The organism is Rhodospirillales bacterium, assembly GCA_023898785.1.
In the GTDB taxonomy this organism is placed as follows: domain Bacteria; phylum Pseudomonadota; class Alphaproteobacteria; order Micavibrionales; family Micavibrionaceae; genus TMED27.
In genome coordinates this window covers 427,090-440,635 of the sequence record CP060239.1, presented here as the reverse complement: position 1 = coordinate 440,635, position 13,546 = coordinate 427,090, and the positions used below count along the sequence as shown (strand labels likewise).

Annotated in this window: 13 protein-coding genes; 6 read left to right on the top strand and 7 right to left on the bottom strand. The window is 49.0% G+C overall.

Annotation, left to right across the window (positions count from 1 at the left end; translation table 11 throughout):
• Positions 1-125: 125 nt before the first annotated feature.
• Both H6859_02295 and H6859_02290 read right to left on the bottom strand, forming a co-directional pair.
• Positions 126-557 carry a MarR family transcriptional regulator gene (locus tag H6859_02295; GenBank protein ID USO06665.1) on the bottom strand — a complete coding sequence of 144 codons (432 nt, stop codon included), beginning with the start codon at positions 555-557 and terminating at the stop codon, positions 126-128.
• 142 nt (positions 558-699) lie between these two features.
• Complete coding sequence (locus H6859_02290) at positions 700-1,773, bottom strand: enoyl-CoA hydratase/isomerase family protein (protein ID USO06053.1); 1,074 nt, start codon at positions 1,771-1,773, stop codon at positions 700-702.
• 54 nt (positions 1,774-1,827) lie between these two features.
• Between H6859_02290 and hemB the strand changes: the two genes are divergently transcribed.
• From hemB to motB, 4 genes are all read left to right on the top strand, one after another.
• Positions 1,828-2,889: a porphobilinogen synthase gene (gene hemB, locus H6859_02285; protein ID USO06052.1), complete on the top strand. Its 1,062-nt coding sequence runs from the start codon at positions 1,828-1,830 to the stop codon at positions 2,887-2,889.
• A 91-nt stretch (positions 2,890-2,980) separates the two neighbouring features.
• Complete coding sequence (locus H6859_02280; GenBank protein USO06051.1) at positions 2,981-4,603, top strand: EAL domain-containing protein; 1,623 nt, start codon at positions 2,981-2,983, stop codon at positions 4,601-4,603.
• A 221-nt stretch (positions 4,604-4,824) separates the two neighbouring features.
• Positions 4,825-5,718, top strand: a complete 894-nt coding sequence (gene motA / locus H6859_02275) for a flagellar motor stator protein MotA (GenBank protein USO06050.1) — start codon at positions 4,825-4,827, stop codon at positions 5,716-5,718.
• 41 nt (positions 5,719-5,759) lie between these two features.
• Positions 5,760-6,794 (top strand): flagellar motor protein MotB, encoded by a 1,035-nt coding sequence (motB, locus tag H6859_02270; protein ID USO06664.1) that lies wholly within the window; start codon positions 5,760-5,762, stop codon positions 6,792-6,794.
• Positions 6,795-6,999: 205 nt separating this feature from the next.
• Here the strand turns inward: motB and parC are convergent, their stop codons facing one another.
• Together parC and recO are read right to left on the bottom strand one after the other, a co-directional pair.
• A complete protein-coding gene (gene parC, locus H6859_02265) occupies positions 7,000-9,237 on the bottom strand; it encodes a DNA topoisomerase IV subunit A (GenBank protein ID USO06049.1) in 2,238 nt (745 codons plus the stop codon).
• Positions 9,224-9,988, bottom strand: coding sequence for a DNA repair protein RecO (gene recO / locus H6859_02260; protein USO06048.1), 765 nt, complete (start codon positions 9,986-9,988; stop codon positions 9,224-9,226). The genes parC and recO overlap by 14 nt, the downstream gene beginning before the upstream one ends.
• A 71-nt stretch (positions 9,989-10,059) precedes the next feature.
• Here recO and H6859_02255 point away from each other — a divergent pair, with 71 nt between their 5' ends.
• Positions 10,060-10,851, top strand: a complete 792-nt coding sequence (locus tag H6859_02255) for a DUF108 domain-containing protein (protein ID USO06047.1) — start codon at positions 10,060-10,062, stop codon at positions 10,849-10,851.
• 32 nt (positions 10,852-10,883) lie between these two features.
• The gene (locus tag H6859_02250; GenBank protein ID USO06046.1) at positions 10,884-11,480 is read left to right on the top strand and encodes a histidine phosphatase family protein; all 597 of its coding nucleotides are present in this window, start codon (positions 10,884-10,886) and stop codon (positions 11,478-11,480) included.
• Positions 11,481-11,491: 11 nt separating this feature from the next.
• Here H6859_02250 and folP read toward each other — a convergent pair whose 3' ends face one another.
• The 3 genes from folP to H6859_02235 all read right to left on the bottom strand — a co-directional run bounded on the left by folP (position 11,492) and on the right by H6859_02235 (position 13,490).
• Entirely contained in the window at positions 11,492-12,337 is an 846-nt protein-coding gene (gene folP / locus H6859_02245) for a dihydropteroate synthase (GenBank protein USO06045.1), read from the bottom strand.
• 5 nt (positions 12,338-12,342) lie between these two features.
• Positions 12,343-12,798, bottom strand: coding sequence for a 2-amino-4-hydroxy-6-hydroxymethyldihydropteridine diphosphokinase (gene folK / locus H6859_02240; protein USO06663.1), 456 nt, complete (start codon positions 12,796-12,798; stop codon positions 12,343-12,345).
• Positions 12,799-12,908: 110 nt separating this feature from the next.
• Positions 12,909-13,490 carry a DUF882 domain-containing protein gene (locus tag H6859_02235; protein ID USO06044.1) on the bottom strand — a complete coding sequence of 194 codons (582 nt, stop codon included), beginning with the start codon at positions 13,488-13,490 and terminating at the stop codon, positions 12,909-12,911.
• Positions 13,491-13,546: the final 56 nt, after the last annotated feature.

Genomic DNA, 13,546 nt, shown 5'->3' with positions numbered 1-13,546 from the left:
GCTAAGAGCAAACACCAAGACGCCATTTGCAACCAAAAGCTTAGCTGAATGCGGCAACACCGTCCCGTTTCATAGGGGGCCCCGTATGTTTTTAACGGCGCGAACGGAAAAAAATAAAGAAAAATCTAAAATCCACCGCCATAGGCGCTGGTCTGCTTCGCCCAGAAGCGCTCCAGCATCTTCATCGTATCGCCGAGTGCGTTCAGACGCTCATCGGTAACTTCAGAACCTGAAATCTCATTTTCATGGCGAGCAAACATGTCTGAAATCATAGTCTTCAACCCCAGCCCTTTTTCCGACAGCTTTACGCGAATCGAACGCTTGTCATGGACAGAGCGTTCCTGGACCAGATAGCCATTCTCCACCATCTTCTTGACGTTGTAAGAAACGTTGGAGCCAAGATAATAGCCACGGATCGTCAATTCCCCGACGGTCATCTCATCATCGCCAATATTATATAAAATCATGCTCTGCACGTTGTTGATGTCCTGAATACCTTTTTTGTCCAGTTCCACCTTCAGCACGTCCAAAAAATGACGGTGCAAACGCTCAATCAACTGAATAGCTTCGTAATAGGGTGTCGAATTCACGAATTTAACTCCAAAATAAATCTAATAAACATTATTGTTTTTTACGCAAATAGCAGTGTGAAGCGATGCGTCAAGAAGGTCAAGAGGAAGCTTACAAATCCTGATCCTCTTAGAAAATCCGTACATCCTTTAAATCATAATCACAAGGCGTAAAGTAAGAATCAACAAGAGCCTGAGAAACATCCCCCAACGCCTGATAACACCATTGAGGGCTTTTATCTTTATCAATAAGCTGCGCACGAATGTCTTCATACATATCCTGCTGCAAAATGAATTTCTGACACAACGCCAAATCCATAGTGATTATCTCATCAAATCCAAGTCTTTGTGCTTTATCGAGATAAGCAGCCACCACCATCACGCTTATCGGCGAACGCATCTCTAAAATCGCCAATGTTTCAAACGCAAAATCATCGTCATTCTCTCGTAAACGCCCACAGATTGCAGAAACATCACAATCGGTAAACGCAGATTCAATAACATCCGCATGGTTCAAATCAAAATCATCCACCCCACGCAGAGCCGTTTTCAACGCCCCGCCCAAATCATCACAACCAAGATTCTGCTCAACCGTTTGCGATAAATTCTCTGCATCCTCAATGTAAAAATCGGCCAAACCCGCCGCAATCATCGTTTTTCCATCAATATGATGACCCGTCAATGCAAGATAACGTCCATAATTGCCGGGGCAGCGCACCAATTGATACATACTGCCAACATCAGGAAAAAAACCGATTCCCGCTTCCGGCATGGCAAAAACTGTACCCGCTGAGGCAATCCGTACCTTACAATGCCCGGCAATCCCGTAACCACCGCCCATAGTAATCCCGTCCATAAAGGCAATCGTCGGCTTCGAATAATGAAATATCTGCTTATTCAGCGCATATTCTTCACCAAAAAACACCATCGGCACACGCGGCGTCACCAACCCGCGCCGACAATCCATGCCCGAATAATAAAACGCCTTAATATCTCCGCCCGCGCAAAAGGCTTTATCTCCTGCGCCCAAAAACAACACTGCTTCTATAGATTCATCTTCCGCCCAACCATTCAGCGCCGCACGAATCTCGCGAATCATCTCCAGCGACAACGCATTATGCGCATCCGGCCGATTAAGCGTCACAAGCGCCAAGGCACCACACGTTTCAATAAGGACTTCAGATCTGGGAACTGCTTGATTCATAGGGTAATACCGCTTAAATGTAGGCGGAAACAAAAAATATCAGGAACCGCCAACATGACAGCACAAAAGAAGAATACGGTAAGCGCAGGCGCGGAGCAACCATCCCTCCCCATTTCACAAGGGGCCTATCCACAAACACGCATGCGCCGCCTGCGCTCACAAGGCTGGCTCCGCGACATGGTCTGCGAAACCCGGCTATCGGCAAATGATCTCATCTGGCCACTCTTTATCATCGAAGGCGAAGACAGCGCACAAACCATCACCGCTATGCCCGGCGTCCAGCGCCTCACCATCGACCGCGCGCTGCAAGCTGTTAAAGACGCTGCCGCATTAGGCATCCCCGCCATCGCCCTTTTCCCCGCCACCCCGCCAGAGAAAAAAACACCCGGCGGTGAAGAAAGCACCAATCCGTTCAACCTCATCTGCCGCGCCGTGCAGGCCATCAAAAAAGAATGCCCCAACATCGGCATCATCACCGATGTTGCGCTCGACCCCTACACAACCCACGGCCATGACGGTTTGCTGGAAGATGGAAAAATTCTCAATGACGCCAGTGTCGAGATTCTGTGCAAACAAGCCCTCAACCAGGCACGCGCCGGCGCAGACATCATCGCGCCATCCGATATGATGGACGGGCGCATCGGCGCTATTCGGGAGGCGCTCGATTCCGAAGACTTCGAAGATGTCGCTATTCTCTCCTACGCTGCAAAATATGCCTCCTGTTTTTACGGTCCGTTCCGTGATGCGGTCGGCTCGTCCGGCGCGCTCAAAGGCGACAAAAAAACCTATCAAATGAATCCGGCCAATACCGACGAAGCTCTGCGTGAAGTCGCCCTTGATCTGCAAGAAGGAGCCGACATGGTCATGGTCAAACCCGGCCTACCCTATCTCGATATTATCCAGCGGGTCAAAAGCACCTTTTCCGCACCAACATTCGCCTATCAGGTCAGCGGCGAGTACGCCATGCTCAAAGCCGCTGCTCAGAGCGGCGCTTTCGATTACAAGAGTGCACTAATGGAAAGTCTTTTGGCCTTTAAACGCGCCGGATGTGATGGCATATTGACCTACGGCGCACTCGACGCCGCCAAAGAGTTAAAGCAACAAAAAACCGCATAAAGAATCTCTGTATGCATCACAAAGATGTAATGCGAAGATACTCGTTTTCCGCTATCCTTAAAAGTAGTGCGGATTCTAAAATACAAACAATATGACCAACCCTTCTGAAACAAAAAAACAACGCGACCGCTTTCTGGCCTTTGCCTTTGCCTCGGCAGATTTGTTTTTGGAAATTTCCATGGAAGGCCGTATCACCTACGCTCTGGGAGCCTCCAAAAGCCTCACCGGCTTTGAAGACGAAGACATTATCGGTAAAAAAATGCTCGAACTCTTCTCTGTCTACGATCAGGCCCAGATCCAAAACATCTACGAAAACGCACAAGCAGGCAAACGCGCGGGCCCTCTCATCGTCGATCTCAACGAACTGGTCAGCAAGCGTAAAGCCGTCTTCACAGCCATGCGCATGCCCGAAGACCCAAACTTCTACATCACACTAGGCTTCAGTAATCTTTTAATGAGCAGACTTGCCGGCGAAATCTCCGCCATCAGCACGGGGCCTATTTTAGATCGCGCAGGATTCATCCAGCAGGCTAAAGATACATTTGACATCGCCCGCTCCATAGACCAACGCATCGAAATAACATTGTTTGACTTCACACCGACCAAAGAGCAAAAAGAACGTCTGGGCAAAGAAGGCTGGAACAGCTTCACCGAATCCATTGGTCATTTCCTTCAATCCCAAGCCATCGATGGACAAGCCGCCACCATGATCTCTGACGGCAAATACGGACTCATCCATGAAAAAGACATAGATAGCGCCCTCATCCGCGAACGCATAGAATCTCTGGCCGCTAAAAATGATCCTGAAGGTGAAGGGGTTGAGGTCCAAAGCAAAACAATCCACACAAACCTCAATACACTCAACAATCACGATGCAACCCGCGCACTTGTTTATACAGTTAACGAATTTGACCGCGAAGGCACAAACTTCACCATAGAGACACTCAACTCCTGTGCAAAAGATTATGTAGACGCCAACACTGAGCGTATTAAAAAACTCCAAAGCATCATAGAGCGCCAGGACTTCACCTTACATTTCCAGCCCATCGTCAAACTTAAAACCAAAGAAGTATCCCACTACGAAATACTCAGCCGCTTCAAAGAAGGCGACACTATGGAATGGATCATGCTTGGAGAAGATACGGGACTAGCCCCGGCTTTTGATATGGCCGTATGCGAACGCGCCATCAACCATATCAAACATAAAGGCGGCGGATCACGAACCGTCTTCTCTGTAAATCTGTCCAGCCAATCCATCCAAGACGACACATTCAAAGAAAAACTCATGGAAAAACTTGGAAATCAAAACAACCTGCATGAACGCCTGATATTTGAAGTCACCGAATCAGGACATATCAAAGACCGCAGTAAAATTCAAAAATTCATCGAACAACTTAAATCATTAAAATTCACAATTACTCTGGACGACTTCGGCACAAACGCCGCAACCATCCAGCACCTACAAAAACTCCCCGTCGACTACGTCAAAATCAGCGGCAAATATATCCGCAAAATACTTTCATCCGGACGTGACGCCGCCACAGTTAAGAATCTGACAAAAATAGGCAAAGAACATAACATCAAAGTTATAGCTGAATTCGTTGAAGAACAGGCCCAGGCAGACATGCTCATGGAAATAGGTGTGGATTACGGCCAAGGCTACCTATTTGGCAAACCAGAAACTGCGCCAAGTTTTACCCCACCTAAAAAGTAACACACAAAGCTTCCAGCCTTGATCTTGTAAAAAAAAGTACGCACAATAACCAGACTAAAGTGCAAACAGATTTAACTTTTTGCGCCAAAATATATCTTCGGGCAACACACCTCTTCTGCAGTTTTGTTGCCCCATTAAAGAGTCTTTAACAGGAAATAATGTATCCTTTAAAGAACCTCCACCGCTGCGTATCCATGCAATTGTAAGGATTTTTGCTTGTCATGAAGTTTGTCGGCATCGCGCTTGTATTCGTCTGCACGTTTGGCGGTCTTTTGATCGCCATGCATTTCGATATGCCGAAATTCATGAAGCTTGTAATGCTAATTCTCGGAGCTATGCCCGGCGAATTTGTCATCATTTTCGGCTGCGCCGTTGCCGCATTTCTCATTGCGAATTCGACCGAAACCATCAAAGGCACGATGAAATATTTCTCAGCCCTTGCAAAACCCTCAGCTTATTCCAAAGATGACTATGTCGAACTGATGAGCATGCTCTTCACCGTGTTCAAACTCGCCCGAACAAAAGGCTGGCTCGCTCTCGAACAACATATCGAACAACCCGAAGAAAGCGATGTATTCGCCCAGTTCCCAAGCTTTCAACACAACCATCACGCCCTGATTTTTCTATGCGATTATCTGCGCATCATCTCCCTGGGCAATGATAGCCCACACGAACTTGAAGCCCTCATGGATGAAGAAATTGAAACCATTGAGCACCACGAGGGCCATCCCGGCCACGCTGTGCAAACCATGGCCGATGGCATCCCTGCGCTCGGCATTGTTGCTGCCGTTTTGGGTGTAATTAAAACCATGGCCTCAATCTCCGAACCACCAGAAGTTTTAGGAAAAATGATCGGCGGCGCGTTAGTGGGAACATTCCTTGGGGTTTGGCTATCCTACGGCATGGTCGCACCCATTGCCGGAGCCATGACCTCCAAAGCTGAAACGCAAGTCATGTATTTTAAATGCATAAAAGTCGCGGTTATCGCCTTCTTAAACGGTGCAGCACCACAGGTCGCCGTTGAATTTGCCCGCAAATTTTTACCCCATGATATACAGCCAACCTTCCAGGAACTGGAAGAAAAACTAAACGAATTACCAAGTCCAGGCGCTTAAGACCACAGGCTTAATAACACGTAAAAAGGGAAGTGACCGACGTGGCTGAGGAAGACAAAGTCGAACAGCCTATAATTATCAAAAAGATCAAAAAGGGCGGTGGCCACCACGGCGGCGCCTGGAAGGTCGCCTATGCCGACTTCGTAACGGCCATGATGGCATTCTTTCTGCTCCTGTGGCTCTTGAACGTCACAACAGAAGACGAAAAAAACGCAATATCAAACTACTTCGACCCCACACACCCCAAAGTTTCAAGCGACACCAGCGGCGCAGGCGGCGTCCTTGGAGGCCTAAGCGTTGCACCCAAAGGTGCGATGGTCAGTAATGTACAACCTATTACAGCATCAACACCATCCGGATCAGCAGTAAATAATCGTTCGGCCAGAAAAGATAACCTCGAACAAGCCAAAGAAAAACTCCGCAAACAAGAAGAAGAGCGCATGCAAAGCGCCAAAGCAGAAATCGAAAAAGCCATCGAATCGGACCCCGAACTCAAAGAACTCAAAGACCAGCTCCTCATTGACATGACCCCCGAAGGCCTGCGCATTCAGGTCATTGATAAGGAAGGAAAACCAATGTTCGCCTCCGGCAGCGCGCGGATGTTTGAAAAAACCCGTAAACTGCTCGAAAAAGTCACTGAAGTCATCAAAAAGCAACCCAACGAACTCTCCGTACGCGGCCATACCGACAGCGTAGGTTACGGCCCCGAAGCGACTTACACAAACTGGGAACTTTCCGCCGACCGCGCCAATTCATCCCGCCGCGTCATGCTGGAAAGCGGCTTCCCGCCCGAGCGTATCAACAACGTTGTTGGCAAAGCCGATACCGAACATCTCATCAAAGATGATCCCAAAAATGCCAGCAACCGGCGCATCTCCATCATTTTGCTGAAAGAAGAACTCACCAACCCCGACTTTGAGAAAAAAGCCGCCGCCGCACTTCCGGATATCCGCAAAAAGACGGAAGAAGAACGCGAAGAAGAAAAAGCCGGCGACGCCTATATAGAGCAACCCACAGGCGTCTTTCCCAAAATGGGTACCTTCAAGAAAACCCCCGGCGCAATTGAGTTTCCTTAATTATGAAAAAATCCAAAAAAATTCCTGAATGGACTGACAGATTACTCGGCTTCTTCTGCCTGTTTAGCGCTCTCGGCTTCCTCCAGTCTCTATTGTTCTTGACCTTTAATTTAGAAGCAAAACAAATAATCGCGATCACATTCCTTTGTTCAATATCCTCTCTCATTCTTGGCGGTATCATTTTAGCCATTCACAATAGAAAAAACTAATCAAACTTATTACTCTTCGGAAAACCATTCGGCGGCAAACGGCCCGCGGAGGCGCGCTTACCCACCCACGGATTAATATCCTCAACCAAAGTCATCCCCGCGCCATATTTAAACTCAAGCCCCTCATCCCATTTAAAGGTCTTGGCATCGCTAATCCCGCCATCTTTATATTTCTGCAGGATCACGCCTTTTCCGCGTCCCATTTCCGGCACCTCAGCCAGCTCAAACACCAGCATCTTGCGGTTCTTACCGATCACCGCGATGTGGTCGTGCCCATCGGCGACCGCGCGGCACAGCACCGCTTCTACATTGCCCGACACATTCAACACCTGCTTACCGTTCTTGGTCTGGGCCAGCACGTCATCACTCCTCACAATAAAGCCATGCCCGCTCGTCGCCGCCACCAGAATCTTCTGCCCCGGTCTATGCAGCATCATCGCCGCAATATCGCTGTCATTAGGCAAATCGACCATAATCCTCAAAGGCTCTCCAAAGCCGCGCCCTGGCGGCAACTTGTCACAACCCACCGTATAAAACCGACCGTTCGTGCCAAAAACAAGCAGCTTGTCGGTCGTTTGCGCCTCCAGCACAAACGCCTCCCGGTCGCCGTCTTTATATTTAAAGTCGCGTGCATTCAGCCCATGGCCCTTCATCGCCCGCACCCAGCCCTGACGCGAGCAAATAATTGTCACCGGCTCTTTCTCAATCATTGCCTCATCCAGATCCACCGCAACCGGGGCTGGCGACGCACCAATCACCGTGCGCCGCGCGCCCAGCGCAGTATCCTGCCCAAACTGCTTACCCAGCGCCTTAATCTGCTTTTTAATACGGGTCCACTGACGCGCATCCGACCCAATCAGCGTCACAAGCTCATCACGCTCTGCCGACAGATTCTCGTGCTCACCCTTTATTTCCATCTCTTCAAGCTTATGAAGTCGGCGCAAACGCAGGTTCAAAATCGCTTCAACCTGCACCTCGGAAAGTTTAAACGCCTTGGCCAATTCTGCCTTTGGATCATCCTCAAAGCGAATAATCCGGATCACCTCATCAATATTCAGATAAACGATCAGATAGCCTTCCAACACCTCCAACCGGTGCAAAACCTTCTCCAGACGATATTGCGAACGCCGAACCAGCACCTCTTTCTGGTGGTTCATCCAGGCCTGCAAAACCTCTTTCAGGTTCATCACCCGCGGCACTAAACCGTTTTCCAATACATTCATATTCAGACTAAAACGATTCTCCAGATCGGAATTGCGATAAAGCGCCTCCATCAACAAATTCGGATCAACATTCTGGCTTTTCGGCACCAGCACAATGCGGATATCTTCCGCTGATTCATCACGAATATCATCAAGCATCGGCAACTTACGCGTTGTCACCAGTTCGGCAATTCGCTCAATCAGCTTGGATTTTTGCACCATATAGGGAATTTCGTTCACCACGATCTGATACTTGCCGCGCCCTAAATCTTCCCGTTCCCACTTCGCACGAACGCGGAAAGCCCCTTTTCCCGTCTCATAGGCGCTGACAATATCCCTATGATCTTCGATCAAGGTGCCGCCAGTTGGAAAATCTGGCCCACTCACAATAGTCGCCAGCTCCGCAATACTGACATCCTTTTGCTCCAAAATGCACTCCATCGCAGCGCACAGCTCGGCCACATTATGCGGCGGAATGGAGGTCGCCATCCCCACGGCAATCCCTGTCGCACCATTGGCCAAAAGATTCGGAAAACCGCCCGGCAGCACCACCGGCTCATTTTCTGACCCGTCATAGGTCGGGCGAAAATCTACCGCATTTTCCTCAATGCCGTCCAGAAGCAACAAAGCGACCGTCGTCAACCGCGCTTCCGTATAGCGCATCGCCGCCGCATTATCCCCGTCAATATTCCCAAAATTCCCCTGCCCATCGACCAGCGGATAACGCTGCGCAAAATCCTGCGCCAAACGCACCATCGCATCATATACAGCCGTATCACCATGAGGGTGAAACTTACCAATCACATCGCCCACCACGCGCGCAGATTTCTTCGGCGCCCCCGTGGGCCCAAGCTTGAGCTGATACATCGCATACATCAAACGCCGGTGCACAGGCTTCATCCCATCGCGTACATCAGGCAGGCTGCGACTCATAATCGTCGAAAGCGCATAGGACAAATACCGATCAGAGAGCAACTCCCCAAACGGCTGATCAATCACATCATGATCTGGAACTGAATTATCCTGCGGCATACTCATTCTTTCCTATCGATTGCATATCAAGAGTTTTGGCAAATCGCTGCGCAAAAATCAAGCGTGCATCAGGAACGCCTCTGGAATGATGCGTAAAAACGTAGGTGTCCAGAAAATGCCCGGTCATCTCCAACCCCTTCATAACCTCTTTCTCATTCATCTCCCCGCCGCCCGGTTTTAAGAACCCTGCCAACGCCAACAACTTGCCTTTATAGGGCGCCCCTGCCGACGCGCTCACCGCCTTGCCCGTCTTCGGCGATACATACATCAAATTCTCATCACCATTGCCGCTCGCGCATCGCGTCAAATCCAGCGAAAACCCGAGTTCCTTAAGCAGTGCAATTTCCCATAACACATACGCTGCGCCCCACACATCGCTCTCCAGCGTCTCAAACAACGCCTGCAAACCATGATAAAGCCCTGCATGCGCCTCACGCTCTGGCAACGCGGCATCACACAAAGCGCACGCCGATTGCAACGCCGCCAATTTCAACGGCTCTTGCAACAGATGCGCCGACACATTTTTGGACAATTCCAGCGTGAAAGCCCCCAGCCCATCATGCGTACGGCTTTGCCACGTGACATCGACCAGATTGCCGACCTCCAAAGACCCGCGCAGCTTCGTCCCCTGCCCTCCGCGCACATACCCGGCCGCGCGTCCATGATGCGCGGTCAGCAGTGAGACAATCGCCCCATGCTCCCCATGCGCCCGTGCACGCAGCACTATCCCTTGATCTTGCCAGCATTCCATGAAATAAAACTATCCGATATATCATCCCTGCGAAAGCAAGGATCTTTTGAAATTAGGAAAAATCCCCGGCCATGAAAATAAAAACAGTCGGTATCGCAGGATTAGGAGCAATCGGCAGCGCCGTAGGCCGTGCTTTAATAAAAGGCATTGACGGCCTTGAATGGACAGCGGCCAGCAATCTGGAAACCGTCGACGAATTCAACGTACCCTTAGTTGATTTTAAAACCCTTGCTAAAAGCTGCGACATCATCATCGAATGCCTGCCGCCATCCGCCGTCCCTGAACTGGCTAAATATGTTTTTGCCGAGCAAAAGACCCTCATTCTGATCTCATCTTGCGCTTTGTTGATGTTTCCTGAAATTTTAAATGCCCACAAAAATACCCACAGTCGCATCCTCGTGCCATCCGGTGCGCTTGCTGGTATTGATGGTGTTAAAGGATTGAAAGAACTAGGAATTGAAAAAAGCATTATTGCATCAACAAAGAAGCCATCAGGTTTCTCCGGTGCCCCCTATGTGGATAAAATGGGGATAAATCTGGAGCAAATTCAAGCCAAAGGGATCAAAACGAAAATTTTCGAAGGCAACGCCTTAGAGGCCGCAAAAGGCTTCCCGGCCAACGTCAATGTCGCCGCAACATTATCGCTGGCCGGCACAGGTCCGGAAAATACACAAGTCGAAATCTGGGCCGACCCGAACGCCAAAGGCAACACTCACGAAATCAATGTTTACGGTCAGTTCAGCCACCTAAACGTGCGCATCACCAATATGCCCGATCCAGCCAATCCGAAAAGCTCAATGCTCGCCGCGCAAAGCATCGTCAGTGTTCTCAAAGATATGAACACAGCTCTGGTTGTCTTATAATGCCTGCGCCCCTCCCCGCAAAGCGTTTTTATATGATTCGACACGGTGAAACCGAAGCCAACGCCGCGCGTATCATGGCCGGACACATTGACACCCCGCTTACAGCCAAAGGCCGCGAACAGGCATACAACGCCCAAAAAGTTATTAACACACTTCAGGTCAAACCCGCAGCGATCTTCCACAGCCATCTTTCCAGAGCACGCGACACCGCCATCATCATCAATGAGGCTCTGAACGCTCCCATGCATGAAGACCATGATCTGGCTGAAATTCACGCCGGAGATTGGGAAGGTGCACCATATGAGGTAATTGCCGAGATGTTTGACGGCTGGCCCGACGTGCCGAATGGAGAAACGCACATTGACTTCTTTGAACGGGTCAAACGGGGAAAAACAAAGGCTTTAACTCATTCAGATGACCCGGTATTGATTGTATGCCACGGCGGGGTTATGCGCGCTTTTGGTGAAATCCACGGCATCCCCACACCAGGAAAATTCCAGAACGCCCATTTGTATGAATTTATACCTAAGCCGGAAAATCTAAAATTCCCTTGGGCGGTTTATGATTATCGTCTTTGCCCAAAATTAAAAACTTTACTAAAATCAGAATCCACGATTTACCAAATCTAAAATTTTACACCTTACACATTCTGAATCGTATCAAAAACTTTAAACGCCTGTACGTGTGCAGCCACATCATGCACGCGGAAAATTTGCACGCCTTGCGAATATCCATAAAGTGCCGAAGCCAATGAACCTGCTAAACGGTCATCTGGCGGTTCATCATTCGAAATTTTACCAATAAAGCTCTTCCGGCTCGTCCCAAGCAGGATAGGCACCCCCAAACCATGAAATTCTTTTATATTTCTAAGCAGTAACAGATTATGCTCTAATGTTTTGCCAAATCCAATCCCCGGATCACAAACAAGCATTTCTACATCGATACGGTGCGTCTCACATAATTCAATGCGTTGCTGTAAATACTGAGAAACATCTTTTACAACATTGCTATACAAAGGATTTTTCTGCATAATCTGCGGAGTTCCCTGCATATGCATCAAAAAGATCGGCACGCCAGCCTCCGCTGCCACAGACAAGCTATCAGGATCATAGCTTAAGGCACTAATATCATTTATAATATTTGCCCCAGCATTAAGTGCGGCTTCCATAGTTTTCGCATTGCGCGTATCAATACTGACCCACGGCGCTTTACCAAGCAGCCCTTCAATAACCGGCACCACACGCGAAATTTCTTCTTCTGTATCAATAGCTTCCGCACCAGGCCTCGAGGACTCCCCGCCAACATCCAGAATCGTCGCACCCTCAGACAACATCTGCAAACCATGTGCTATCGCCTTGTCAGAATTAAAAAATTTACCACCATCACTAAAACTATCAGGGGTCACATTGACTACACCCATAATATGCGGACCGCCCGCGAAAGGGTGCAGATTTGAAACATTTATATCGGCGCATTTTCGGGTCATTTCTATCACGCCGCCAATATTTGTGAAATTTCAATCTCCTGCCCCTCAGGCATTTTTTCAACCAAATCTCCGACAGACAAGCCGAAAACCGGATGCCGCCACGCTGGCGCAATTTCCTGCAACGGCTTGAGAACAAAGGCTCTCTGATGCATACGCGGATGCGGTACCGTGCACACGGAATCCACGCACACCTCATCACCATAGGCCAGCAAATCCAGATCCAAAACTCGTGGCGCATTCCGCTCAGCTCGCACACGTCCAAAATCATGCTCAACACCCTGCAAGACGCCCATAAGAACCTTCGCAGACAAAGCCGTTTCCACCACAACAACCGCATTACAATACCACGGCTGCTCAGACACCGGCACCGGCGCACTGCGCCAAACACTAGACACTTTCGCAATCTCAAGCCCGACAGTCGCCAGTGCCGCTACAGCCGCCCCTAAAGTCTCCTCCGGCATACCATAACGGCTTGGCAAATTCGCCCCTAATCCAATCAGAATCAAAAACAGCCTCCTGTAAAATCAGAAGGCTGCACTCTAGCTCATTAATAATAAATGATAAAGAGAGATTACCAGCTACGGACTTTGCCAGTATCTACATGAATAAAGTCACTTTTGGGATAATAACCAACCCCGCCCGCACGCAAATTCATCGCAATCTTACGCAGGCTATTTGTTCTATAACCCTTGATATGCAGATCGATCGCCTGACCGTACATATGAAAAGAATTCTTGGCCACACCCGTACTCACCCGACGCAAATTCGCATTTGTCTTCGGACTGCGATAACCAGACAAAATTTCCAAAGGCTCACGTTGAGAAGCCTTACGCTGCACCAGAGAAATAATATCAATCACCCGCGGGTCCATCGGAAACACTTCACCAGTGCGAAAATCACGCAAAACATAATTCAAACGCTCAAACGCTTCAGGCAAATATTTATCACCAACCCGATAAACACCATTAAAACTTTCACCCGTATGAGCGTGGCGAAAACCAACGCGCCAAGTTCCGCGAGCAGCCTGCGCATCCGAACCAAACCCCAAAGGCACAACGGTTGCCAAAACTCCAGCCAGACCAAGCTTCAAAATTTCACGACGATCAATAGAGTTCAAACTCGAACCAAGCACATTTCCAGTGTTTTCAAACATTCGCCACCTTTGATGAATTATTGTTATAAGACTTTTAAAACTTTAACTTGAAAGAA

Bases quoted from the DNA above. Each gene is read 5' to 3' on its own strand.
- motA (USO06050.1), top strand. From the start codon at position 4,825: ATGAAGTTTGTCGGCATCGCGCTTGTATTCGTCTGCACGTTTGGCGGT.
- folK (USO06663.1), bottom strand. From the start codon at position 12,798: ATGCCGGAGGAGACTTTAGGGGCGGCTGTAGCGGCACTGGCGACTGTC.
- H6859_02250 (USO06046.1), top strand. From the start codon at position 10,884: ATGATTCGACACGGTGAAACCGAAGCCAACGCCGCGCGTATCATGGCC.
- H6859_02290 (USO06053.1), bottom strand. From the start codon at position 1,773: ATGAATCAAGCAGTTCCCAGATCTGAAGTCCTTATTGAAACGTGTGGT.
- H6859_02280 (USO06051.1), top strand. From the start codon at position 2,981: ATGACCAACCCTTCTGAAACAAAAAAACAACGCGACCGCTTTCTGGCC.
- recO (USO06048.1), bottom strand. From the start codon at position 9,988: ATGGAATGCTGGCAAGATCAAGGGATAGTGCTGCGTGCACGGGCGCAT.
- hemB (USO06052.1), top strand. From the start codon at position 1,828: ATGACAGCACAAAAGAAGAATACGGTAAGCGCAGGCGCGGAGCAACCA.
- folP (USO06045.1), bottom strand. From the start codon at position 12,337: ATGACCCGAAAATGCGCCGATATAAATGTTTCAAATCTGCACCCTTTC.
- H6859_02235 (USO06044.1), bottom strand. From the start codon at position 13,490: ATGTTTGAAAACACTGGAAATGTGCTTGGTTCGAGTTTGAACTCTATT.
- H6859_02255 (USO06047.1), top strand. From the start codon at position 10,060: ATGAAAATAAAAACAGTCGGTATCGCAGGATTAGGAGCAATCGGCAGC.
- parC (USO06049.1), bottom strand. From the start codon at position 9,237: ATGCCGCAGGATAATTCAGTTCCAGATCATGATGTGATTGATCAGCCG.